At 63.0% G+C, this 24,348-nt stretch carries 19 protein-coding genes; 9 read left to right on the top strand and 10 right to left on the bottom strand.

All coding sequences use genetic code 11. The annotated features are described in order from the left end of the window. Nucleotides 1–17 precede the first annotated feature (17 nt). The 7 genes from ACTJKE_RS18695 to ACTJKE_RS18725 all read left to right on the top strand — a co-directional run bounded on the left by ACTJKE_RS18695 (nucleotide 18) and on the right by ACTJKE_RS18725 (nucleotide 9,766). Entirely contained in the window at nucleotides 18–2,327 is a 2,310-nt protein-coding gene (locus ACTJKE_RS18695; protein WP_440692074.1) for a TonB-dependent receptor domain-containing protein, read from the top strand. 114 nt (nucleotides 2,328–2,441) lie between these two features. Further along, nucleotides 2,442–2,732: a DUF2218 domain-containing protein gene (locus ACTJKE_RS18700; RefSeq protein WP_058330038.1), complete on the top strand. Its 291-nt coding sequence runs from the start codon at nucleotides 2,442–2,444 to the stop codon at nucleotides 2,730–2,732. Between the two features lie 103 nt (nucleotides 2,733–2,835). Beyond that, on the top strand, nucleotides 2,836–4,620 hold the full coding sequence (locus ACTJKE_RS18705) for an IucA/IucC family protein (RefSeq protein ID WP_058330142.1): 1,785 nt from the start codon (nucleotides 2,836–2,838) through the stop codon (nucleotides 4,618–4,620). Beyond that, nucleotides 4,604–6,340 (top strand): IucA/IucC family protein, encoded by a 1,737-nt coding sequence (locus ACTJKE_RS18710; RefSeq protein ID WP_440692077.1) that lies wholly within the window; start codon nucleotides 4,604–4,606, stop codon nucleotides 6,338–6,340. The genes ACTJKE_RS18705 and ACTJKE_RS18710 overlap by 17 nt, the downstream gene beginning before the upstream one ends. Continuing rightward, the gene (locus ACTJKE_RS18715; RefSeq protein WP_058330036.1) at nucleotides 6,337–7,617 is read left to right on the top strand and encodes an AMP-binding protein; all 1,281 of its coding nucleotides are present in this window, start codon (nucleotides 6,337–6,339) and stop codon (nucleotides 7,615–7,617) included. The genes ACTJKE_RS18710 and ACTJKE_RS18715 overlap by 4 nt, the downstream gene beginning before the upstream one ends. Continuing rightward, nucleotides 7,614–8,924: a DUF6005 family protein gene (locus ACTJKE_RS18720; RefSeq protein WP_058330035.1), complete on the top strand. Its 1,311-nt coding sequence runs from the start codon at nucleotides 7,614–7,616 to the stop codon at nucleotides 8,922–8,924. The genes ACTJKE_RS18715 and ACTJKE_RS18720 overlap by 4 nt, the downstream gene beginning before the upstream one ends. Beyond that, nucleotides 8,921–9,766, top strand: coding sequence for a sugar phosphate isomerase/epimerase family protein (locus tag ACTJKE_RS18725; protein WP_058330034.1), 846 nt, complete (start codon nucleotides 8,921–8,923; stop codon nucleotides 9,764–9,766). The genes ACTJKE_RS18720 and ACTJKE_RS18725 overlap by 4 nt, the downstream gene beginning before the upstream one ends. An 18-nt stretch (nucleotides 9,767–9,784) precedes the next feature. Here ACTJKE_RS18725 and ACTJKE_RS18730 read toward each other — a convergent pair whose 3' ends face one another. The 3 genes from ACTJKE_RS18730 to ACTJKE_RS18740 all read right to left on the bottom strand — a co-directional run bounded on the left by ACTJKE_RS18730 (nucleotide 9,785) and on the right by ACTJKE_RS18740 (nucleotide 14,158). Beyond that, nucleotides 9,785–10,501: an alpha/beta fold hydrolase gene (locus ACTJKE_RS18730; RefSeq protein ID WP_245296314.1), complete on the bottom strand. Its 717-nt coding sequence runs from the start codon at nucleotides 10,499–10,501 to the stop codon at nucleotides 9,785–9,787. Between the two features lie 197 nt (nucleotides 10,502–10,698). Beyond that, complete coding sequence (locus tag ACTJKE_RS18735; protein ID WP_058330032.1) at nucleotides 10,699–13,086, bottom strand: 1-deoxy-D-xylulose-5-phosphate synthase N-terminal domain-containing protein; 2,388 nt, start codon at nucleotides 13,084–13,086, stop codon at nucleotides 10,699–10,701. Nucleotides 13,087–13,138: 52 nt separating this feature from the next. Further along, nucleotides 13,139–14,158: a 1-aminocyclopropane-1-carboxylate deaminase gene (locus ACTJKE_RS18740; RefSeq protein ID WP_058330031.1), complete on the bottom strand. Its 1,020-nt coding sequence runs from the start codon at nucleotides 14,156–14,158 to the stop codon at nucleotides 13,139–13,141. Between the two features lie 143 nt (nucleotides 14,159–14,301). On the opposite strand from ACTJKE_RS18740, the gene ACTJKE_RS18745 reads away from it, so the two are divergent. Then, on the top strand, nucleotides 14,302–14,778 hold the full coding sequence (locus ACTJKE_RS18745; protein WP_058330030.1) for an Lrp/AsnC family transcriptional regulator: 477 nt from the start codon (nucleotides 14,302–14,304) through the stop codon (nucleotides 14,776–14,778). A 92-nt stretch (nucleotides 14,779–14,870) separates the two neighbouring features. Here ACTJKE_RS18745 and ACTJKE_RS18750 read toward each other — a convergent pair whose 3' ends face one another. Then, a complete protein-coding gene (locus ACTJKE_RS18750) occupies nucleotides 14,871–16,706 on the bottom strand; it encodes an ABC transporter ATP-binding protein (RefSeq protein WP_058330029.1) in 1,836 nt (611 codons plus the stop codon). Between the two features lie 49 nt (nucleotides 16,707–16,755). Further along, nucleotides 16,756–17,955 carry an aminotransferase class V-fold PLP-dependent enzyme gene (locus ACTJKE_RS18755; RefSeq protein WP_058330028.1) on the bottom strand — a complete coding sequence of 400 codons (1,200 nt, stop codon included), beginning with the start codon at nucleotides 17,953–17,955 and terminating at the stop codon, nucleotides 16,756–16,758. Nucleotides 17,956–18,172: 217 nt separating this feature from the next. On the opposite strand from ACTJKE_RS18755, the gene ACTJKE_RS18760 reads away from it, so the two are divergent. Then, complete coding sequence (locus tag ACTJKE_RS18760) at nucleotides 18,173–18,979, top strand: IclR family transcriptional regulator (protein ID WP_058322161.1); 807 nt, start codon at nucleotides 18,173–18,175, stop codon at nucleotides 18,977–18,979. Nucleotides 18,980–18,994: 15 nt separating this feature from the next. Here the strand turns inward: ACTJKE_RS18760 and ACTJKE_RS18765 are convergent, their stop codons facing one another. The 5 genes from ACTJKE_RS18765 to ACTJKE_RS18785 all read right to left on the bottom strand — a co-directional run bounded on the left by ACTJKE_RS18765 (nucleotide 18,995) and on the right by ACTJKE_RS18785 (nucleotide 24,209). Further along, nucleotides 18,995–19,510 (bottom strand): RidA family protein, encoded by a 516-nt coding sequence (locus ACTJKE_RS18765; RefSeq protein ID WP_058322108.1) that lies wholly within the window; start codon nucleotides 19,508–19,510, stop codon nucleotides 18,995–18,997. Nucleotides 19,511–19,532: 22 nt separating this feature from the next. Further along, nucleotides 19,533–20,744 (bottom strand): amidohydrolase/deacetylase family metallohydrolase, encoded by a 1,212-nt coding sequence (locus ACTJKE_RS18770; RefSeq protein WP_113512105.1) that lies wholly within the window; start codon nucleotides 20,742–20,744, stop codon nucleotides 19,533–19,535. 3 nt (nucleotides 20,745–20,747) lie between these two features. Then, nucleotides 20,748–21,617, bottom strand: coding sequence for an ABC transporter permease (locus ACTJKE_RS18775; RefSeq protein ID WP_058330026.1), 870 nt, complete (start codon nucleotides 21,615–21,617; stop codon nucleotides 20,748–20,750). Next, nucleotides 21,617–22,558 carry an ABC transporter permease gene (locus ACTJKE_RS18780; protein WP_058322111.1) on the bottom strand — a complete coding sequence of 314 codons (942 nt, stop codon included), beginning with the start codon at nucleotides 22,556–22,558 and terminating at the stop codon, nucleotides 21,617–21,619. Before ACTJKE_RS18780 ends, ACTJKE_RS18775 begins: the two co-directional genes overlap by 1 nt. Before the next feature lie 121 nt (nucleotides 22,559–22,679). Continuing rightward, nucleotides 22,680–24,209 (bottom strand): ABC transporter substrate-binding protein, encoded by a 1,530-nt coding sequence (locus tag ACTJKE_RS18785; protein WP_113512103.1) that lies wholly within the window; start codon nucleotides 24,207–24,209, stop codon nucleotides 22,680–22,682. Nucleotides 24,210–24,348 lie beyond the last annotated feature (139 nt).

Below are 24,348 nucleotides of genomic sequence, written 5' to 3' on the forward strand. Positions count from 1 at the left end.
ATCGAGACGGGGGTAAAATGAGTTCGCCGAAATGCCGCAAGGGACATCTTTCTTTCAACGCAGGATATAGCCATGCAGGACTGCGCCTGCTGACAACGACGGCGATCGTCGGGCTTTCCTCCCTTGCCTTCATGCCCCTTTCCGTCGCCTCCGCCCAAGAGGCGACATCGCGTGTAGGCACGGCCCGCACGTTCAACATTCCGTCGCAACCGCTTGCAAGTGCCCTGAATGCCTTTGGGCGGCAATCCGGCCTGCAGGTGACTCTGGCTGCAGCGACGTCCGAGGGCATTCGTTCGACCGCTGTCAGCGGCACGCTGGAGCCGCAGCAGGCCCTGGCACAGCTGCTCTCAGGCACCGGCATCTCCTATAGGGTATCGGGCGGAACGGCGCTGATCGGTTCGGCCACGGCGGCCGGCAGCGGTGACGGCGTGGATGCTTCCGGCGCCACCGTCCTTGATCCGATTTCCGCCTTTGGCAGTGGACCGCTCGGCGCCGGCGAGATCGTCATCTCGTCGGAGGAACTGAAGCAGAAGAACCCCGCCAACATTGCCGACGTCTTTTCAGGGGAGCCGGGCATCGCCGTCGGCAGCTCCTTGCCGATGTCGCAGAAGGTCTACGTTCATGGTATCGAGGAAACGAGCCTTGCCGTGACCATGGACGGCGGCCGGCAGAACAACAAGGTCTTCCACCACAATGGCACGAACCTCATCGATCCGGGCCTCCTGAAGGCCGTCAACGTCGATGCCGGCGTTGCCCCGGCCGATGCCGGCCCAGGGGCGCTCGCCGGTGCGATCGCCTATGAAACGATTGATCCGCGCGATCTGTTGGATGCCGACGGTTTCGGTGGCTTCGTTACATCCAGCTATAATTTCAACAGCGACACGGTGACCACGGGGCTCTCCGCCTATGGCATGCATGAAGGGCTTGAGTTCCTCGGCTACTTCAACTTCGGCAATGGCAACGATTTCACCGCGGGTAACGGTAAGGAGGTTGAAGGCACCAGCACCAATCTGCTGAGCGGCCTTGGCAAGCTCGCCTACGAGTTCGAGAGTGGCGACCGTTTCGAGATCAGCCACGACCGTATCAACGACGATGCGCCACGGCCGTTCCGCGCCAATGTGGGTTCGATTTCGAACCCCAAGCCGTGGGAGCCGCGCATCCGCGACTATACGCTCGACCGGCAGAACACCGTCTTTACCTATACCGACAGCACGCCGGAGGGGTGGTGGGACCCGAAGCTCCTGCTTGCCTACAGCAAGACAGAGGTCGATCTGCCGATCTTCCCGAAGCCAGGACCGGGCGTTCCCACGACCTATGACGCGATCGGTACGTCGGATAGTTTCAATGGCAAGTTCGAGAACAAGTTCTCTTTCGATATCGGCAATGTGATTGCTGGCATCGACTTCTACAGCGACAAGGCGGAGCTTGAGGATCTCTACGATCCCGGCACCGAGAAGGCGCGCAATGTCGGCATTTACGCGCAGGCGAGGCTTGAGCCTTGGGAGAGGACGCGCCTTTCCTTTGGCGCAAGAGGGGACAACCAGCACTTTACCGGAACAACGGGCGAGAAATGGACCAACTCGGGCTTCAGCGGCAACGTCTCGGGCGAATATGATCTCATCGAGGATCTTCTGACGGCCAAGGCCGGGTATTCGCATGTCTGGGCGGGCATTCCGCTTGCCGAGAACTTCATCATCAATCCCAAATGGGACTATGGCAACGGTCCGAAGCCGGTAACGGCAGACAATTACGTCTTGGGATTGGAGGCCAACTACAACGGCTTCATAGTCGAGGGCAGTGTCTTCCAGACCGATCTCGATGATGCGCGCGCACCGCGCTTCCGGGCAGACCTCGGCATCGCCGCCCATGGTGTTCGCTCGCGCGGCTTCGAGATCGGTGGCGGCTACAATTGGGGCGATGGCTATTTCAAGGTGAAATACGCCAATATCGACGTCGAAATCGACGGTAAGCCCGCCGATTCCGACCTCGGCACCTATCTCGCAGCACCCGCCGGCCAGATCATCACGCTGCAGGCGGTCCACGCGCTGGCCGACTGGGGCGTCACCTTCGGTGCCGACGCCGAGATTGCGCTCGACTACGACGACGTCGCCGCCGGCAGCAAGCCTTTCGAGGGCTACGAGGTCTTCAACGCCTTTGTCGAATATGTACCGCCGCAACGGCCGAACCTGACGCTGCGCGCCGAACTCAAGAACATCTTCGACGAAACCTATTCGGACCGGGCGACCTACGGCCAGGAGTTCGGGAACGTGACGCCGCTCTACGAGCCCGGCCGTTCCTTCATTCTGACCGCACGAGCGACTTTCTAGGCCGACGGTCCGCGATCGCGGCTGCCGTGTCCTCCCCACGGCGGTCGCCCAAGACGCTCAGGCGGCCATCCCGGGCCGACTGGGCAACAAAAAGCCTGATGACAGGAGTTCCAGATGCAAGAAGCGACCACCCACTTTGCAACGGACGACGGCCAGAAATACCTGACGCAGCTCTGCAAGCACTTCGCCCACAAGATCGACGTCGAGCAGACGGGCGATCGCGCCGAACTCCGGTTTTCCTGCGGGACCGGCTATCTCCAGGCCACACCGGATGGCCTGAGCATCCGCGCCCGCTCGCCTGGCGAGGCCGATCTCGACGATACGAAATCGGTCATCGAAAGCCATCTTCTGCGCTTCGCGTTCCGCGAGCAGCCGGGATCGCTCCACTGGCAGGCCGCCGGCTGAGCACCACTGGCTGACAACGCTCTCAATAAGAAAATTCAATGTGTTGGTCGAAAACGTCCAACGCCATTGCGCGGCTATGCGTCGCGTGCCGAGGATCGACAGGATGCAATCGTCTAGGCAAATCGCAGAAATCGCCACCTTTCAAAGCTTCGCCAACTGCTATCTGCGCGAAGTGAACCCGGGTATCCGGGTCATGCATCGAACCGCCGGCGGCACTTTCGACTGCGTGGAATGGTCCCTTCCGAGGCAACACATGATCCTGCGCGTCGAGGTGACGTCGCCGTCCCTCTGCGGCCCGCATCACTTCGGCCGGGTCTGGGGCAGGGGCGTTTCCGACGGGACATGGCGCCAGATCGAACTGATATCGGCGCTGCATATCCTCATCCACGAGTGCTACCGCCAGGGCGATGAAAACCAGGCGGATGCCTTGCGCGGCTTTGAGCTCGAACTGCTGATGCGGGTGCTCGAAAGCTATCAGCAGACCGCACTCTATATCGACAAGGCGGAGCCCGAGCCGGCGAGCGGCGGCCATTTCATCGAGGCGGAACAGTCACTCGCCTTTGGTCATTGGCAGCATCCGACGCCGAAGAGCCGGCAGGGCATGACCTACTGGCAGCAGGAATCTTACGCGCCGGAACTGCGCGGTACGTTCAAGTTGCACTATTTTGCCGCCAAGGCGGAGTGTGTGCGGCACGCGTCCGCCCGTTCGACGGCGGCCCATGAGATTGTCCGTTCGCTGTTGGGACCGAATGCGGATGGCGTCACGCTCGGCAGCGATGAATGCCTGCTGCCGATGCATCCGCTCCAGGCGGAAGCGCTGCTGCTTGATCTCGACATTCGGTCAATGCTCGAGAAGGGGCAGTTGCGCCACTTGGGGCCTGCCGGCCGTGTCTTTACGGCGACCTCATCAGTGCGCACGGTCTATGACGCCGATGCCGACTGGATGCTCAAGTTCTCCCTGCCCGTCCGCATCACCAATTCCGTGCGTCTGAACCGACGTCAGGAGCTCGAGGCGGGCGTCGCCATGGCGAAGCTGATCGATCGCATCGGCTTTGCTGCGCGGTCCCGAAATTTCCGGATCATCCAGGACCCCGCCTATATCACGCTCGACCTGCCTGGCCGGAGCGAAAGCGGCTTCGAAGTGATCCTGCGGGAGAACCCGTTTTCGGGCGCGAAGGGCAGGGGCGTTGTGACGGTTGCCGCCCTGACGGCCGATCCACTTCCGGGCCAGGGTTCCCGCCTGGAGCGCCTCGTCCGAGCCCTCGCCGCGCGCACGGGTGAAAGCCTGCCGGGCGCGGCCCTGCTGTGGTTCCGACGTTATCTCGATTGCGCCGTCGAGCCTTTGATCCGCCTCTATGACGATTATGGCATCGCCCTTGAGGCGCACCAGCAGAACAGTCTGCTGGACATCGCTAGCGGCTATCCATCCGTCAGCTACTACCGGGACAACCAGGGCTTCTACCTCTCCGAACGTTATCGCGGCCTGATCGTCAGCCATGTTCCCGAGACGCAAACGATCCCCTCACTCTATTTTGCCGACAGCGAAATCCGCGACCGCTTCGCCTACTACCTGATCGTCAATCAGGTCTTCTCAGTCGTCAGTCGCATGGGCCATGACGGCGTCTGTGACGAGAGCCTGCTCTTGCGCGAACTGCGCCTGCATCTCGAAGGTTATGCCGCCCGCATGACCGGAGCCGGACGCGAATTCGCGCGTCATGTCCTCGACCTGCCGACGATCGCCTCCAAGGCCAATCTGACGACGCGCCTCTATGACGTGGACGAGCTGCAATCCAATCATGCGCCGACGCTGTACCGCCCCGTGTCAAACCCGTTGCGGGCGCCGGCCGTCCTGACAGCGCCGAGGACCGATCATGCCATTGCCTCTTGATCTCAAGGGACGGCCGGAGGAGCGGGTGCTTCGCCAGCTCGCCGCCGCCCTCCTATACGAAGACATCGTCGATGCCAGTGAGCACGCCCACGGGGATGCGGTCGATTTTTCTTGGTCGCTCGGCGGCCGGGATTTCCGGTGCCGCGGCGCCATTGGCCCCTTTGGACGGCTTCGCTTGATGCCGGGTTCGGTGGAGATGCGCGAGGACACGGACAGCTGGGTCGCGCCGCCGCTGGCGCAACTGGTTGCCGCCTTGCCGGGCAGCGGCCCGACGCGCGGAAAGCTGCTCGACGAGCTCACCCAGACGATCGCCTTCTGCCAGTGGAACGAACGGCACCTCCCTGCGCGGTTGCGGCGCACGATGTCCTTCGCCGAACTGGAAGGCGCACTTGATGAAGGGCATCCGTACCATCCCTGCTACAAGGCGCGCACCGGCTTTTCCTTCGCCGACCATGCGGCCTACGGACCGGAAACGGGCCGGGCATTCCAGCTCGTCTGGCTGCTGGTGGCGCGCAAACATCTTCACCAGGCAATGCCCGGCGACGAGGATGCATTCTGGCGCGCGGAACTCGGACATGAGGTGTGGGTCGAGCTGCTCGCGAAGCAGCAGCAACGCGGCGTCTCGCCGGAAGATTTCGGGCTTGTCCCGCTGCACCCCTGGCAGTGGCGCGAACTGCGCGAAACTGAGCTTGCCGGTTGGATCGCATCGGGGGACGTTCATTGCCTGGGGCCGGCAGGCGACCGCTACACGGCAACGCAGTCGGTGCGCTCGCTGCTGAACCAGGACAGGCCTCTTGCGGCGAGCGTCAAGCTGCCGCTCAACATCGTCAACACCTCGTCGCGGCGGACGCTTGAGCCGCATTCGGTCTGCACGGCGCCGGTGATCTCGCGCTGGATTGCCGGGATCGTCGGGAACGATCCGGCCTTCGGCGAACGCTATCCGCTCACGATCCTGCAGGAATATGCCGGGATTATCACCGATCGCGACGGACCTTTGGCGGGCCAAGTGGCGGCGATCTGGCGCGAGAGCGCTGAAGCCACCCTTGCAACGGGCGAGGCTGCCATTCCCTTCAATGCCCTGATGATGATCGAGGCGGACGGACGCCCGTTCGCCGACGACTGGATCCGCCGCTTCGGCCTCATGCCGTGGATCAACCGGTTGATCGAGATCGCCGTCCTCCCGGTCTGGCATCTGCTCGTCCACCATGGCCTGGCGGTCGAGGCGCACGGGCAGAATATGCTGCTCGTTGATCGCGACGGCTGGCCGGTCAGGCTCATCCTGCGCGATTTCCACGAGAGCATCGAGTTCTCGCCGGGCTTTTTGCGCGAGCCGGAAAAGGCGCCGGACTTCCTGGCACTGAACCCAGTCTACCGTGATGCCGAGCCGGACCAGTTCTACTGGACGGACAATCTGGATTCGCTCCGCGAATTGGTGATGGACACGCTGTTCGTCTACAATCTCAGCGAGATCTCCCATCTTCTCGACCACTGCTACGATCTGCCGGAAACGCTTTTCTGGCAGCGGGTCCAAACCGTGCTTGCGTCCTATGAGAGCGAGCAAGGGGCGACCGAGCGGCTGAGCCAGCTCGGCTGTGGCCAATCCCGCATTCTCACCGAATCCCTGATGACGAGGAAGCTCCTCGCGCTCAAGCCGGAATACCACCACACGGTGCCGAACAGCTTGGCCGCGAAAGCGCTTCAACGAAGGAGAAAGTCATGATCCGCATCGATGACAGGCTCTACGACGAGTCCTATTTCAGCGAAACATCGGCACGATTGGCCGCCGAGATCGGCCTTTCTGACCGTGACAACGGCCGCTACGCCGTCTGCTTTCCGGAAACTGTCGACTGGCTGGCGCTGTTTTTCGCCATCCGCAAGGCGGGTGCGAGCGTGCTGCCGATCCATCCCGGTACGCCCTATGCGGCCGCACGCAAGCTCGCAATCGGCGCCGGTTGCGACCGGCTGTTCTATAACAGCCTGACGGCCGAAGTTCTCCAGAAGCCCGAGCTGGGGTCGCCACAGGGCACGCTGTTGCAGATGAGTTCCGGGACGACAGGCGCGCCGAAATGCGTGGCGCGAAGCTGGGCGGAAATCGACGCCGAAATCGAAAGCTATGTTCGCACGTTCGGCGAGCCGGAGGATATGACGCCGGTCATCGCCTGCCCGACCACCCATTCCTACGGGCTGATCTGCGGCATTCTGGTGGCACTGAAGCGCGGCCAGACGCCCGTGATCGTCAACACCGGGAACCCGAAATATCTGCTGAAGGTGCTGCGCGAAACGGAGCGGCCGTTGCTCTATTCGTCGCCGGCGATCCTGCACACGCTTGCGCGGCTTCTGCCCCAGGGCGAACAGATCCACGCGACGATGACGTCCGGCACCCTGCTCCCCGATCCATGGTTTGCCGATATTCGCGCCAAGAGCCGGTTCATGTTCCAGCAATATGGCTGCTCCGAATCCGGTTGCATCGCCATCAATCCGGATGTCGCTGCCGCTGGCGACATGGGCTTCGTGCTACCGCATCTTTTCGCGGAAACGGGCAGAAGTGTCGAAGACTCCGGAGAGATTGTCGTCAGGAATGGCGATGGCGCGCCAATCCACACGCGCGATCTCGGCTATCGCCGCGCCGACGGCATGTTGGTCTTCGTCTCGCGTTTGGACGACATGATCAATGTCTCCGGCCTCAACGTCTACCCGAAGGACGTGGAGGATGCCGTCATGGCCATGCCCGCGATCACCGATGCGGTCGCCTTCCGCAAGAGCGACCGTTTTGCCGGGGAGCGCGTCGCGCTGCTCTTCAGCGCCGAGGTGCCGGTAGCGCCGCAGGCGGTACGCGAATGGTGCAGCCGCCATCTCGCCGGGCATCAGTTGCCGATGGAGATCCTGCAGGTCGATGCGGTTCCGCGTCAGGCGAACGGCAAGATCAGCCGTCGCGATGTCGCGGCGCGCCATCTGGCAGGGGAGTTCAACAGGCCAATGGCGGGAGCTGCATCATGAGCGAGAACGAAATCCTGGCGGCGATCGAGACTGTCCTCACCGAAAAGATGGCACATGGGCATATGGAGGGGTTCGGCCCGGATGCCCGCCTCAACGAAGACCTCTATCTCGACTCCGTGCTGATCCTCGAAATTTTCCTCAATCTCGAACTTGAATACGGGCTATCGGTGCCAGAGGAGGCGATCGCGAAACAGGAGATCGAGACGGTCGCCGATTTCGTCGCTCTCTATTTGCCGAAGACAACGGGTACCGTCGTTCCGGCCTTTCCGCTCACGGGCGGGACGACCGACGAGGGTGTTCATGGCGAGGCCTACTACGACATCAAGGTCCATTGCTTCGTCAGCTGCGTTTCCGATGGATTGAAGCGAAACGGGCTGGACCAGCGGCCGTTCTATTTCGGCGTCTGGGACGCGAAGTTCGCGGTCAGTGACAGTTTCGCGCTTCTCTACCATGCACCCGATATCACCCAGGAATTCTTCCGCGGCTGGTTCGAACGGCTCTACGGCGTCTCCGTCGTCGAATGGTACGATCCGGAGCGCACCAAGCTCGACAACCTCGCAGTCCTGCTCGGTCTTCTCAAGCAGCGTAGCGAAACCGGCTCGGTCATGGTCATGCTCGACATGTTCCACCTGCCGGAGCGCGAGAACAAGTTCAATCAGAACCCCTTCCCGCACTACCTCATGCTGCAGGAAACCGCCGATCCCGAGACTTGGTTCGTGCACGACCCCGACTATCGTTGGGAAGGCGAGATCGCCAAGGAAAAGGTCATTCACGCCATCATGCAGCCGACAGTCGGCGGCGGCTATGTCTTCGATAACGCCGAAGCGCGCGCGCCGTACGCGGAAGACCTGAAAGCCTATTTCGAAGCGTGCTTCGTTCGTGACCGGAACCCGATTGTCGATGCCGTCCGCGAAATCGTCACCGCGCACCTCGACGAACGAGACGGGCTCACGCTCTCGAATCTTGGCGCCGCGGTGCGCGAGCTGCCCGTCATCACCATCCGCAAATATGCCTATGAGCATGGCTTTGCCTTCTACTGGCGGGCACTGAAGCTACCGGCGGCGGAATTCGAGAAATGGTGCGAGGAAATCGAGGCGCTGGTTCAGGCGCTGAAGACCCTGCACTACGCCTGCATGAAGCTGGCCCAGGCGGGGGATCGCTCCCTGGCCGGAGCAGTCTTCGAGCGCCTCGACGAAGCCGACCGGTTGGAGACGAAGCTTAAGGCAAAGCTCGCCGAGGTCTTCGATCTCTGGTCCGACCTCGTCCTTCCCGCAGAAGTTCCCCCATTGAAGAGGGTCGCACGATGAGAGTTTCGCTCTGCACCATCACCTTCCGGCATCATCTCATCTCGCTCGACGAGATCGCCACCTGGGCCGGGGCCAACGATTTCCAGGGCATCGAACTCTGGGGCGCGCATGCGCGCAACCTGGCGCCGCGCTCGGACCGCAACGCCGAATGGCTCGACGGCTACGGCCTGTCCGTGCCGATGATCAGCGACTACTTGCCGCTTGATGGCGATACCGAAGCGTTGCGGCACAAGACGGTGGAGCTTTGCAGGCTTGCCCGCCGTTGGCGCACCCGCAAGATCCGCACCTTCGCCGGAAGCCGCGGCAGTCTGGCCGTCGGGGCGGAAGAGCGGCGGCAGACCATCGCTCGCCTGAAGGAGATCTGCGAGATTACCGCCAGCTACGGCATTCACCTGCTTGCCGAGACGCACCCGAAGACACTGGCCGACACGGCGGCCTCGACCATGCAATTGATCGAAGAGGTCGACCATTCCCATTTCGCTGTTAATTTCGACACGCTGCATGTTTGGGAGGGTGGTGACGATCCGGTCACGGTTCACCGGGCCATGAAGCCGCATATCCGCCACTACCACCTGAAGAACATTGTCGATCGGGTCGACCTGTCCGTCTTCGAACCGGCCAATGTCTATGCCGCCGCCGGTAGCAGGCGCGGCATGACACCGTTGTTCGAGGGCACCGTCGACTACGATCGATTCCTCCGGGAGATTTCAGGCGATCCCCTGGCCGATGCATCGCTGGAGTGGTTCGGCAATGATTGCCTGGACACCCTAAGGCGCGACCGCAGGCAGCTGCGCCAGGCGATCGAAGGCGGCGAGCGCCCGCTGCGAACGGCAAACGTCTAACGACACCAAGGTAATGCGTCAGTCGGAAAGCGTGACCGCGGCCTTCTCAATCAGCGCGGCGACAGCCGCCGGCTGGGACATGAAGACTGCGTGGCTGGCTTTGACTTCGACCGGTTCGCTCCCGGCGCGCTTCGCCATCTCCCACATCAGATCGGGATGAATGGCCCGATCGTCGGTGGCGATCAGCGCCCAGCTCTTCTTGCTTTTCCACGCCGGTGCCGTGATCTTAGTCTCGAAGGCGGCCTTCGCGGGGAAGACCTGGGATTGCGCCATGAAGCGAGCCTCGTCCGCGGGGATATCGGCGGCAAAATCCTGAGCGAAAGCCCTCGGGTCGAGGTAGAGATAACCGTCCTTCGTCGCCGCGATGCTCTTGGTTGCCGCGGGTGTCCGGGCGGCGAGGTCGAGCAGGGTCTCGCCTGCATCCGGCTGGAACGCCGCCACATAGACGAGGCCCGCGACGTTGTCGGCGCTTCCCGCTTCGGTCACCACCATGCCGCCATAGCTGTGGCCGACAAGAATGGACGGACCGGCCTGCAGGTCGAGGATGCGCTTGGTTGCAGTGACATCGTCGCCAAGCGAGGTCATCGGCGGCTGGACGACGGAGACGTTGAAACCCTTGGCACTCAAGAGGTCGAAGACCTTGCGCCAGCCAGAGCCATCGGCAAGTGCTCCGTGCACGATGACGACGTTCCTTATGGGATCGGCAAAAGCCTGCCCGAAGGGGGCAACCACCATTGCCAAGAGAGTGGCTGCCAGAATTCTTATTGTTCGCATTTCGAAAATCCTTTCCTGTTGGGTGCGGTTTCCCCTGGTACGGCGTCTTTTCCGGGACGGTGACGCTTCTCGGTTTTTGGAAGACGCAGGCGACCGCTCGCTGCCGGACAGGCAACGCGAGGCCATTCGTCTTCAAAGGTGTTAGTGTTCAGCCGGCGCTACGGAAAGAGGAGTGCCTCTTGCCCGGCGGCGGTCCGCCGCCCCGCGGTCAGCGCCATGACCGATGCGGCGATGGCGCTGCGGTCGAGACGGAAATGCCGGTAGAGATCGCCGATCGTCCCGGTCTGGCCGAAATGTTCGACGCCATGCGGGATCGTCCGGTGGCCGCCGACGGCACCGAGCCAGGAAAGCGTCGCCGGATGGCCGTCGATGACGGTGACGATGGCGCAATGGCCCGGCAGGGGATCGAGCAGTCGTTCGATATGGCTTCGCGCCTGCGGATTGCCGCGGGCACGTTCGCGCTGCGCCGCCGTCCAGCCGGCATTGAGCCGGTCGGCGGAAGTGACGGCGAGCACGCCGATGTCGCGGCGGACCTCTCCGATCATGCCGGCCGCCGCAATCGCCTCGTCGGCGACCGCCCCCTGATAGGCGATGACGACAGCACAGTTGGGCCCGGGTTTCCTCAGCCAATAGGCGCCGTCGATCGCTCCCTGGCGGAAATCGTCGTCGACCCGCTTCAGCGGCTGTTCGAGCGGCTTGGTGGTGAGCCTCAGATAGACCGAGCCGCCAGTCTCGTCGCGCAGCCACGTGCGTTCGTCCGGGTCGTTGTCGCCGTCGCGCTGCATGTAGTTAAAGGCCCATTCCATGATGACCGCGAGCTCGTCGGCAAAGGCGGGCTCAAAGGCCGCCAGACCATCCTGGCTGATCCCGATCAGCGGCGTGCCGATCGACTGATGCGCGCCACCTTCCGGAGCCAGCGTCACGCCGGAGGGCGTGCCGACGATCATGAAGCGGGCATCCTGGTAGCAGGCGTAGTTCAGCGCATCGAGGCCGCGGCAGACGAACGGGTCATAGACCGTGCCGATCGGGATCAGCCGTTTGCCGAACAGCGAGTGGCTGAGGCCGGCGGCACCGAGCAGCAGGAAGAGGTTCATCTCGGCAATGCCGAGCTCGACATGCTGCCCTTCCGGTGTGAACTCCCATTTTGCCGTCGAGGCGATGCGGTGTTCGATGAAGGCATCGGCCAGCGGCTGGCGCGCGAAGAGCTTGCGTCGGTTCACCCAGGCGCCGAGGCTCGTGGTGCCGGTCACATCCGGCGATGTCGTCAAAATGCGCTCGGCGAGGTCTGATTTGCCTTTGGCAAGATCGTCGAGGATCTTGCCGAAGGCCATCTGCGTCGAGATCTCGCGCTGCGTCTCGAAGGCGATATGCGGCACCTCCAGCCGGTGATCGGCATGGCGACGCGTCTCTGAAGCGAAGAAGGGCACCGAGGCGAGGAACGTTTCGAGCGCTTTGCGATCCGGCACCCCGGCAAAGGGTTCCCACTCCTCGCCGGGCGCCACGCCCATATGTGCCTGCCACTCGGCGAACTGGGCCGTTGTCATCAGGCCGCCGTGGTTGTCCTTGTGGCCGGCGATCGGCGTGTTCCAGCCCTTGATCGTATAGGCGAGGAAGCAGGTCGGCCGGTCGTGGTCGATGGCGGCGAAGGTCTCCGCCATCGTCTCGACGCAGTTGCCGCCGAGGTTTTCCATCAGCGCTGAAAGCTCGGCATCGCTGCGCCGGTCGATCAGCGCGGAGACGTCGCCCTGGTCGCCGAGATCGTCGGCGAGGCGCTTGCGCCAGACGGCACCGCCCATGAAGGTAAGCGCCGCATATTCCTGGTTGGAGCAGCGGTCGATCCAGTCGCGCAGCTTCTCGCCGCCGGGCTCGGCAAAGGCCGCGCGTTGCAGCACGCCATACTTGACCCGCACCACGTCCCAGCCGAAAGCGCTGAAGATCTTTTCCACCCGCTCGAACAGGCCCTCGCGCACGATGCCGTCAAGGGACTGCCTGTTGTAGTCGATGATCCACCAGCAATTGCGCAGGTCGTTCTTCCAGCCCTCCTGCAGCGTTTCGTAAACATTGCCCTCGTCAAGCTCGGCGTCGCCGACGAGCGCCACCATGCGGCCGAGCTTGCCCTCTCCCCATTCCTTGGCGCGGACGAAATCCTGGACGATCGAGGCGAGCGCGGTGATGCCGACGCCGAGCCCGACGGAGCCGGTGGAGAAGTCGACGTCGTCGACATCCTTCGTCCGGCTCGGATAGCTCTGCGCCCCGCCATAGCCGCGGAAGTTCACGAGTTTCTCGCGCATTTGCCTGCCCATCAGATACTGCATCGCATGGAACACCGGGGCCGCATGCGGCTTGACGGCGACGCGATCTTCCGGCCGGAGCGCCGAGAAATAGAGCGCGGTCATGATCGAGACGACCGACGCGGAGCTTGCCTGGTGTCCTCCGGTCTTGATGCCGTCGACCTTCGGACGGATATGGTTAGCGTGATGGATCATCCAGTGGGAGAGCCAGAGCAGGCGCTTTTCGATCGTCTTGAGATGGCTGGTGTCGGTCATCGCCGTGTTCCGATGGAGAGAGACGAAAAGGTGACGGAGTGCAAGCGGCGCGTCAGCCGTCCTTATAGTAGTAGCTGTAGCCGTTGAGAGCCGGCGCGCCGCCGAGATGAGCGTAGAGCACGCGCGAACCCTCGGGGAAGAAGCCCTTGCGGGTGAGATCAATCATGCCCTGCATGGATTTGCCCTCATACACCGGATCGGTGATCATCGCTTCGGTTCGCGCCGCAAGCCGGATCGCCGCGTTCGTTTCCTGAGATGGTACGCCATAGGCGGGGTAGGCGTAATCGGGATTGATGACGATCTCGTCGTCGCGGATCGGCCTCTCGAGGCGAACCAGTTCGGCGGTAGCATCGACGATGTTGCGCACCTGCGTGCGGGTCTGTTCAAGCGTACCCGACGCATCGATGCCGATCACCCGCTCGGCGCGGTTCTGCGCGGCGAAACCGACGATCATGCCCCCTTGAGTCGAGCCGGTAACGACGCAGACGACGATGTAGTCGAAGGTGAAGCCGAGCGCCTTCTCCTGTTCAGCCACCTCTTCGGCAAAGCCGACGTAACCGAGCGCGCCGTATTTGTGCACCGAAGCGCCGGCCGGGATCGGATAGGGCTTGCCGCCGGCATCCTTCACTGACTGGATCGCATCTTCCCAGCTCTTGCGGATGCCGATATCGAAGCCGTCATCGACCAGCCGGCTGTCCGCCCCCATCAGCCGCGTCATCAGGATGTTGCCGACGCGGTCATAAACCGCATCATAGTGCGGCACCCATTTTTCCTGGATGACGACGCATTTCATGCCGATCTTGGCGGCGGTCGCAGCGACCATCCGCGTATGGTTCGACTGCACGCCGCCGATCGAAACCAGGGTGTCAGCGCCGGAGGCGATCGCATCCGGAACGATGTATTCGAGTTTCCGGAGTTTGTTGCCGCCCATGGCGAGACCGGAATTGCAGTCTTCGCGCTTGGCATAGATCTCGACTTTTCCGCCAAGTGCTGCCGTCAGCCGCGGCAGATGCTCGATCGGCGTCGGGCCGAAGGTGAGCGGGTAGCGTTCGAACTTTTCGAGCAGTGACATTGATCCAGGCCTCCGTGTGAAAATTGTGAGCGAAGGATAGGTGAAGTCGCGTGAAAGGTGCTCTCTAATTTCCTGTTCTGATTTTTGCAGATGAGATAGAGTTCTCAAACGATTTCGTGGTTCTTCAAGATTTTGGCTCAGAAATGAAAGATTCTTCCAGCGAAGATTTCGACAGGATCGACATCAAGATCCTGCGCGCCCTGCAATCAGAGGGCCGGCTGACAAATGCTGACCTGGCCGAGCGGGCGAATGTCAGTCCGGCCACCTGCCACCGGCGGACGCAAAGGCTGTTCGACGAGGGTTACATTACCGGCGTTCGGGCGGAAATCGCACCCGCTGCCGTCGGTCTCGGCGCTTTGGTGATGGTCGGCGTGGTGCTCGACCGTTCGACGCCCGAAAGTTTTGCGGCCTTCGAAGGCGCGGTGATGGAGATGAAGGAAGTGCTCGACTGCAACCTGGTCGCCGGCGATTTCGACTATCTCCTGAAGATCCGCGTCCGCGACATGGCCGATTTCAACAAACTGCACGGCCTGAAGCTGATCGCCTTGCCCGGAGTGCGCCAGACGCGGACGTTCTTCGTGATGAAGGAAGTCAAGGAGAACGCGCGGCTGCCGTTCTGACGGCCGTCATACGGTTGGCCGCCCGCGCAGGAAGGTGCGCGCGGCTCACCTGTCTCGATCGAGAAGGATGCGACCGGCTTGACGCAGTCCGCCTAGACCTGGACGAAATGGTCCTCGGCGACCTGTTGATAGCGCCGCTCGACCGGAACGTAGTCGGGCGCGCGCAAGGGGCTTTTGAGCTCGTCGCTCGCAACGCCACGGCGCGTGTGGCGGCGGGTCGGGTCGGCGATCGGGACGGCGGCGATCAGCTTCCTGGTATAGGGGTGCTGCGGGTTTTCGAACACCTGTGCGCGTGAACCGATCTCGACGATTTCGCCGAGATGCATGACCGCCACACGATGGCTGACGCGCTCGACGACCGCCATGTCGTGCGAGATGAACAGGTAGGTGAGGCCGAGGCTCGCCTGCAGGTCGAGCAGCAGGTTGATGACCTGCGCCTTGATCGAGACGTCGAGTGCGGAAACGGATTCGTCGGCGACGATCACCTTCGGGTCGAGCGCCAAGGCGCGCGCGATGCAGACGCGCTGGCGCTGGCCGCCGGAGAATTCATGCGGGTAGCGCGCCGCCATGTCGGGTTGCAGGCCGACGCGTTCGAGCAGGTCGGCAACTCTTTCGCGGGCTTGGCGCGCGGTACCGAGCTTGTGTTCGAGATAGGGTTCGGCAATGGCGGCCCCCACGGTCATGCGCGGGTTGAGGCTTGCGAAGGGATCCTGGAAGATCATCTGCATGGTGCGGCGCATTTCGCGCAAGCCCTTGCGGTCCATCGCCAGCACGTCCTTTCCGTCAAGCATCACCGAGCCGCTTTCCGGTTCGATCAGCCGCATGATCGCGCGGCCGGTCGTCGACTTGCCGCAGCCGGATTCGCCGACGAGCGACAGCGTCTCGCCCGGCTGCAGGCTGAAGGAGACGTCTTCGATCGCGTGCACGCGGCCCTTGAGCTTGCCCAGCAGTCCGGCGTGAATGTCGAAGCGCTTGACGAGGTTCTTCACCTCAAGGATCGGCTTGCGGTCGGATTGAACCGTGTCGGTCGCTTCAGCCACGGCACCCGGAAGACCGGTTGCCACATCGATGACCGGAAAGCGCATCGGCTGGGGCTCGCCTTTCATCGCCCCGAGCATTGGCACGGCCGAAAGCAGCGCGCGGGTATAGGGATGTTTCGCCCTGAGGAAGATGTCTTGCGTCTTGCCGGTCTCGACTGCGTCGCCGCGGAACATCACCACGGTGCGATCGGCGATCTCGGCGACGACGCCCATGTCGTGGGTGATGAACAGCACCGAGGTGCCTTCCTCCTCCTGCAGCACTTTGATCAGGTCGAGAATCTGGCCCTGGATGGTGACGTCGAGCGCCGTCGTCGGCTCGTCGGCGATCAGCAACTTCGGACGGCTTGCAAGCGCCATGGCGATCATCACGCGCTGGCGCATGCCGCCGGAGAACCGATGCGGATACTCGTCGAAGCGCGAGGCGGCCGAAGGGATACGGACCTTTTCCAGCAGCCGAATGGTCTCTGCCCGAGCGTCGGCCTTCGACATGGGCTTGTGGCAAAGCAGTGCCTCGGAGATCTGGTCGCCGATGGTGAACAGCGGATTGAGGCTGGTCATCGGCTCCTGGAAGATCATCGCGACGTCGTTGCCGCGCACATGGCGCATCTCGGATTCGGGCAGGTCGAGGATGTTGCGACCGCCCATCATCACCCGGCCCTCGACGCGGCTCGTTTCCTTCTGCAAGAGCCGCATGATCGAGAGCGAGGTGACGCTCTTGCCCGAACCGGATTCGCCGACAATCGCGACGGTCTCTCCTGGCGCCACCTGGAAGGAGATGTCGCGCACGACGGGCTTCCATGCGCCATCGACCAGGAACGAAGTCGTCAGGTTCTCGACGGAAAGAACAGGCGTCGTCGAGCGGGCCTCTGCGATTGCGGTGTCGGTCATGTCGGCTCCTCCGCCTGTTGCTATGCGTCTTGTCGTTTTCGGTGTCCGGTCAGTCAGGCCAGCGCAGCAGGCCGGCGAAGCGCCGGGCGTTGCGCTCGCTGAGCGAGGTCGAGATGATCTCGTTCGAGGCGCGCGCCTTGTCGAGTTCCTCGGCGAGACGGCTTGCGACTACCTTCTCCTGGCCCGGATGCAGGTTGCACGGGTCGAGGTAGAAGTAATTGTGCTCGGCTTCGTGGTCGCGTACGATGATCGGCGGTGTGCCGCGGGCGAGCGCGTCGGCGAGGTCCCAGGCGGTGATGTGGGCTTCCTGCGGGTCGATGTTGACGCGCAGGCGGTCGAGCGGGTTGTTGGTCGGATCGGCTTCGATCACCGGCCTGATGCCGGGGCGGCCGCTCAGCGTCTCGTGCCAGAGGTTCAAGTAACCGGTTTCGCGTTCGCGGATGCCGGCGTGGTCGCGCGTCTCCCAGGCTTCGAGTGCCGCCATCGCGCCGAGCATGCTTTCCTTGCCAACCTTCATGCCGCGGCCGATGCCGAGGTTCTGCAGGAAGGTGTTGCGCACCATCTCCTTCTTGCCGGCGACGATGCCCGATGTCGGGCCACCGAGGAACTTGTGGCCGGAATAGAGCACGATGTCGGCGCCCTCATCGAGGAAGATGCGCAGATCATATTCCGAGGCCGCATCGACGATGACCGGCACCCCCTTCGAATGGCAGACCTCGGCAAATTCCTTGAGGCCAATGAGCCCATACTGCACCACGTGATGCGAGACGACGTAGACAGCGCAGGCCGTGCGCTCGTTGATAGCGCCTTCCAGATGGTAGCGGTAAGCCGAGGTCGCCTGGCCGACCAGCACCGGCTTTGCGCCGGCGATGCGGATCGCCTGATCGACGGGCGCGCCGTAGCTCACCACATGGCCCATCTGGATGAGGACCTCGTTCTTGAGGCCGTTCGTATCGGGCAGGCGCTCGATCGCGGCAAGATCGCTGCCGGTCATGGTTCCCGCGACGGCAAGGCTGATGCCGGCGGAGCAGGACGCCGTGACGAAGCCGGCTTCCGCACCGGTCAGCCGCGCGATCACGGGGCTCACCTTGCGCTGCAGGTCGTTGATCTCGACGAACTGCGGCAGTATGCCAGTCATTGCGGCGATCGCTTCCGGGACCACGATCGATGCGCCGAGCCCGGTCATCGTGCCGGAGACGTTGATAACGGGACGAAGTCCGAGAGCTTCGCGAATGTCACGGTCAGGCATAGTGGTCTCCATGTAATTTTCTGGCAGGCGATTTTCTGGCAGTCGAAACGGATAGACTATTCCGTTTTCGCGGAATATCTACCATAGTAATGAAGTATGCGTGAGGCCTTCCGCCATCTGTCACAGCCGCCATCGAGGGCGCGGCAGCAGCGGGACCAGACACTTTCCCGGCAGTGCGCAATTCGAGCCGCGCAGGAGTTGAGCAGTGGACAAGACGATGACCGGCGTCGAGCCGAACGATGACATTGAAACGACCGGCAAGCCGCGCCGTTCGCGCGTGAGCGGTATGGACCGCGCCTTGCAGGTGCTCGATTTCCTTTACGAGACGGGTTCCCCGAGCGGCGTCTACGCGATTGCCAAGGCGGTCGGCGCGCCGCTGTCCACGGCCTATGTCATCGTTGACGACATGGTCGAGAAGAACTTGCTCAGCCGCGATGCCGATGGCCTCGTCTGGCTTGGCGACCGGCTCTACCACTATGGTCTCGCCTATGCCCGGTCCCTCGATTTCCTCGGTGTTGCCACCCGCGAGATGCATGACCTTGGTCGGGAAGTGTCCGAAACGATCCAGCTGTGCGGTCGCGACGGCGACTACATGCAGGTGCTCGCCATGGCCGACGGTCCCGGCCATTTCCAGGTGACCTCGCGCGTCGGCACCCGTGTGCCGCTCAACTGGACGGCATCCGGTCGCCTGCTCGTTGGCCATCTGCCGGCCGAGGAAAGGCTCGAGCTTTTCCGCCGCTGCGCCCGCACTTCGCCCACCGGCCGCGCCGACATCGATCCGGCGGCACTTTCCGACCAGGCCGGCAGCGCGCTTCAAGCAAGGCTGTCGATCCAGGCCGGCGAATCCGATTATGCGGTCGCTTGCGTTGCCGCTCCCATTCTCGACGACAAGGGCAATTGCGCCGCGACGATCTCGATCGTTCTGCCGGAGCAGAAGATCCTCGACGACCGGGCGTTCTACGCCGATCACGTCAGGGTATCCGCCGAGCGGATCGAGAAGATGATGGGCTGGCGCAGCCATTGATCCAACCTCCCGTCGTTAATCGTGCAGAGCGACGATCGCTTCGATCTCGACGGTGATGTTGCCGGGTAGCGACCCGAAACCCACCGCCGAGCGCGCATGGCTGCCGGCCTCGCCGAAGACATCCATCATCAGGTCCGAGCAGCCGTTGATGACGCGCGGGTGCTCGGCGAAATCCGGAACGGCATTGACCATGCCGAGGATCTTGACGATGCGCTTGACCCGCCCGAGGTCGCCCAGTGCATCGTGCATGACGGCAAGCAGGTTGATGCCGGTCAGCCGGGCGTGATCATAGGCGCTGTCGATATCGACATCGGCGCCCACCTTGCCGGCATGCAGATGGCCATCGACTTCACGCGGGCCCTGGCCTGAGAGGTAGAGGATGTTGCCTTCGCGCACATGCGTCACGAAATTCGCGATCGGCGGCGGCGCCGGCGGCAGGTTGATGCCGAGGGCCTGAAGCCGTTGATAGGGCGAGGCGGCGGCAGGGCTGTCTTTATTCTGGTCCAGACTGTTCACGCGATGTCCTGTCATTGCTGTATTCTGTCGTGTCGAGTCAGCGATAGCCGTAACCATGGCTGTGATCGGGGCACTCGATATGCGGCGGCTGATAGCGGTTGGCCGCGACCACCTCGGTGCCCATCACCGCGTAGCGTGGCTCGAAGAGGCGGTTGAGATGCGCCTCAGCACCGAGTGAATCGAAGACCCTGAGTTCGCTATCGACGAGATCGAAGAGGGTGAACTCGGCGCGGGCGCCGACGCTCAAGAGATTGTCCATCGGCAGGCGGATCACCGAGGCTGGCGCCTGGGTCACGGCCTCGACCACCTTTTCAAAGGGCATGCCGACGCTGAGCAGCTTCGACATGGTGGTGCCGAGATCCCAGACGGACTGGTTCATGCTGCGCAGATGTACGTCGGTGGAGATCGAGAAGGGCAGCAGCCCGCGGGCGATCGCGACTTCGGCAACGCGGAAGGAGAAGGAGGCGCCGCCATGGCCGATGTCGAGGCGGATGCCTTCGCCGGCGCAACGTTCTGCAAGCTCGAACAGGTCCTCGTCCTCGATGATGCTGGAGCCGGCCTTGCCGTTGAAGCAGTGGGTGACGATGTCGCCGGGACCGAGGATTTCGAGCACCTCGTCGTAAAGCGCCGGCGGCTCGCCGACATGCACCATCATTGGGATCTTCAGGATCTTGGCAATCTTCTTGCCGAGCTTGACCGGCGTCACGCCCCAGGAGCCGGTGATCACATGGCTGGCGCGGACCTTCAGCCCGACGATGTGCTCGCGGTTTTCCTGGTAGCAGGCGATGATGCGGTCGATGTCGATCGAGCGGATGTCGCTGAGTTCACTGACGCGGTTGCAGGCGACGAGACCGATCGAACCGAGATTGAGGAATGCCTTGATGCGCTCGCGCGAGGGCTCGATGATGTACTCGCGAAAGCCGTGGAAATTGGCCTCGCCGGCCGATCCGGCGTCGACGATGGTGGTGACGCCGCGCTCCATGCCGCAAAGCTGCGGGCGCACGGAAATGTCGGTGCCACCATGCCAGACATGGGCATGCAGGTCGATCCAACCGGGCGAGATCCAGGCGCCATTGCCCTCGATGCGGCGCACTTTGCCTGATGCCTCCAGGTTAGGACCGAGGGCTGCGATGCGGCCTTCGCCATCGACGAGGATATCGATCGTTTCGGCCGCTGCGGCCATGCCGAAGGCGACGGGTTTCACCTGCCGGATCAGCACCGGACCTGCGCTGGTGGTTGCGTTCGTCATGACTTACAGGTCCTTTCTGAGGCGGGGATCGAGCATGTCGCGCAGGCCGTCTCCGACCATCTGCAGCGACAGGACCGAGAGCACGATGGCGATGCCGGGGAAGAGCGTCACCCAGTCGGCCTGGCCGATGTATTGGCGACCCGAGGCGATCATCGTGCCCCAGGTGGGAATTTCCGGGCTGACGCCGACGCCGAGGAAAGAGAGGCCGGCTTCGGCAAGCATCGCATGGGCAAAGAGGAAGGTGCCCTGGACCAGGACGGGCGAGAGCAGGTTGCGCAGCACGTGGCGCGTCATGATGTGCGGGGTCGAGATTCCAAGCGCGCGCGCCGCCTCGACATAGGGAAGCTCGCGGATCACCAGCGTCGAGGCGCGCACCACGCGGGCAAGCCTCGGTGCATAGACGATGCTGAGCGCGATGATGACGGTCGTCAGCGACGGTCCGAGGGCGGCGACGAGCGCGATCGCAAGCAGGATATCCGGGAAGGCCATCATCGCGTCGATGACGCGGGCGATCGGTGTGTCGAGCTTCGGGAAGAAGCCGGCGAGCAGGCCGAGCACGACGCCGATCACGGTTGCGAGCGTGACGACGGCCGCACCGACGAGGAGCGACAGCCGGCCGGCATAGATGGTGCGGGAAAAGACGTCACGGCCGAATTCGTCGGTGCCGAAGAACCATTGCAGGCTCGGCGGCGACAGACGGTTGACGATCGACAGCTTGCCGGGCGCATAGGGCGCGATCAGTGGCGCGAAGACGGCCAAGAGCACGAAGACGGTCAGCACGATGAGGCCGAAGGCAACGGTCTTGCGCTTGAGCAGCCGGCGGATGAACTTGCGGCCCTCGCTCTCGGAGGGGGCAGATACGGTGATAGCCATCAGTAACGTACCCTTGGATCAACGAGGAGATAGAGCATATCGATCGCGAAATTGATCAGCACATAGAGCGCGGCGATCACCAGCAGGGCACCCTGGATGACAGGATAGTCGCGGCGAAGCACGGCGGAGACGACGAGGTTGCCGACGCCCGGCAGGCCGAAGACGGTTTCGGTGACGACGGCGCCCGAGATCAGCACCGCGGCTGTCAGCCCAATGATCGTCAGGATCGGGATCAGCGCATTCTTCAGCGCGTGTTTCATCACCACCTTGCGCTCGCCGAGGCCCTTGGCGCGGGCTGTGCGGATGAAATCGTCGCCGAGCACATCGAGCATCGAAGCGCGAGTGAAGCGCAGGATCAGCGCGGAGGAAACGACGCCGAGCGCGATCGCCGGCAAGGTCAGGTGATACATGCGCTCGGTAAAGGAGGAGCCGGGCCCGCCATAGCCGGAAACCGGGAACCAGCCAAAGCGCACCGCAAACACCTGGATCAGGATCAGGCCGAGCCAGAAGCTCGGTATGCTCGCCGCCAGCATGGCGAGGGTCGTTGCCGCCTGGTCGACGAAGGAGCCGCGCCTATAGGCGGCGTAGATGCCGATCGGCAGCGCGATGGCGCAGGCGATCACGATCGAGAACAGCGTCAGGAAGAAGGTCGGCTCGGCGCGTTCCGCAAGCGCCGAGGTCACCGGCTGGTTGAGGAAGATCGACTGGCCGAGGTCACCCTGAAGCAACTGCCCGATATAGTAGACATATTGCAGGCCGAGCGACTGGTCGAGGCCGAGCCGGGTGCGCAGTTCAGCGATGTCCTCCTGGGTCGCCTCCGGGCCGAGCATGACGGCAGCGGGGTCGCCCGGTGTCACGCGGACGATGACGAAGACGATCGTGACGACGATCGCCATGACGACGATCATGCCCATCAGCCGCTGGAATATGTAGCGTAACATGGTGGCCTCGAACCTTTCCTGTGCACCTTGCCCACTGGTGTGAATGAACAACGGCGCGCCCTTCCGGCGGACGCCAGGCCAGTGGCTGGGCGTCCGCCGAAGTCCCTGGGAGGGTGGGAGCTTACTTCTTGATCGAAGCGTTCCAGAAATACGGCCATGGCGCCGGTGACACGCCTTCAAGCGTCTTCGACTTTGCCGAGAGCGCGTTGAAGTCGCCGATCTTGATGAAAGGCACTTCTTCGAAGATCACCTTCTGCACATCGGCCCAGAGAGCCACGCGCTTGGCCGGATCGGATTCGGCGTTGAAGGCATCGACCGCCTTGGCACGCGCCGGGGTATCCCAGTTGCCGGGGGCCTTGGTCGACATCATGCCGATGAGCGCCGGTTCCGGCAGGAAGGGGCTGTGGGTGATGTAGATGTCCCAAAGCGTCGGGTCGGCGCGGCGCTGGGTGAGCGTCGCCCAGTCGACCACCTGCAGATCGACGGTGAAGCCGGCGAGCTTCAGATATTCGGCCGCGACCTGCGCCATCTTGTAGTGGAACTCGTACTGGCGGCTGGTGAGGATGCGCAGCGGCTCTCCCTTGTAGCCGGCGGCTTTCAAGAGTTCGCCAGCCTTTTCCGGGTCGGCGATGTTGTAGGCGCCTTCGGTGCCGGCATCGGTGCGCCAGGTGAATTGCGACGGATAAAGTGCGGCATCGAGCGCATAGAAGTCGGTGGTGCCGAAGGCGGCCGCCATCATGTCTTCCATGCTGAGCGAGGCGCGGATCGCCTTGCGCAGATCGACATTCTTGGTCATGCCGTTGCCGGAGTTCAGCACGAATACCGGCCAGCCGAAGGGCTGCAGCATGACAGGATCGGAGGCGCTGGACCCCTTCACGCGGTCGAAGGATTCGACCGGCAGCGAATCGACATAGTCATACTGGCCGGAGACGGCGGCCTCGACGCGGGTGTTCGGGTCCGGCACCGGCACGAAGCGGATTTCGTCGGCATACTGGTGGCGGGCGCCGCCGTAGCCGTTGGCGTCGCCTTCCGGCGACGTGTAGGCGTCGTAGCGGGTCAGCTGGATATACTGGTCCGCCTTGCGCTCCTTCAGCTGGTAGGGGCCGGTGCCGACGAAATCGGTCATCGGTTCAGCCTGCTTTTCCGACGGAAGCACGATCGCCGCGGAATTGTTGAAGGCGAGCAGCGAGACGAGCGGCGCGTAAGGGGTGTTGAGCGAGATCTTGACCGTCAGCGGGTCGACCGCCTCGATGCCCGAGATCGTCGTTGCGGTCTGCTTGCCGCGCGAGGCGACCTTCGTCCAGCGCTCGAGCGAGGCGACCACGTCCTTGGCATCGAGGTCGGTGCCATCATGGAACCTGACGCCGGAGCGCAGCTTGATCGTGTAGGTCTTGCCGTCAGCGCTGATCTCCGGAAGGGCGCTCGCCAGAAGCGGCGTCGGCTTCCAGTCCTTGTCGAAGGTGTAGAGCGTTTCGAAGATGTGCTGCGAGACGATGCCGACGAGGTCGGCGGTCGACGCCATCGGGTCGAGCGTCGGCGGTTCGCCGACCGTCGCGACATTGATGACGCCACCCTGTTCCTGGGCAAAGGCAAGGGTTGCCGATGCCACGAGCGCGGTTCCGATAAGCAATGCAAGTTTGGTCGATTTCATATTTGCTCCTCCTCTTATTCCATAGTTGTGATATATCGTTCTTTATTTTGGAATATAAAAGTCCACGAAACCGGAAATGTCAATCGGTTGTCGTCGTCACGTCACGCAGCTTTGCGGAAAAGTCCTTTGATGGGGGCGG

Origin of the sequence: Ensifer sp. 22521, assembly GCF_052044795.1 — a bacterium.
GTDB lineage: Bacteria > Pseudomonadota > Alphaproteobacteria > Rhizobiales > Rhizobiaceae > Ensifer.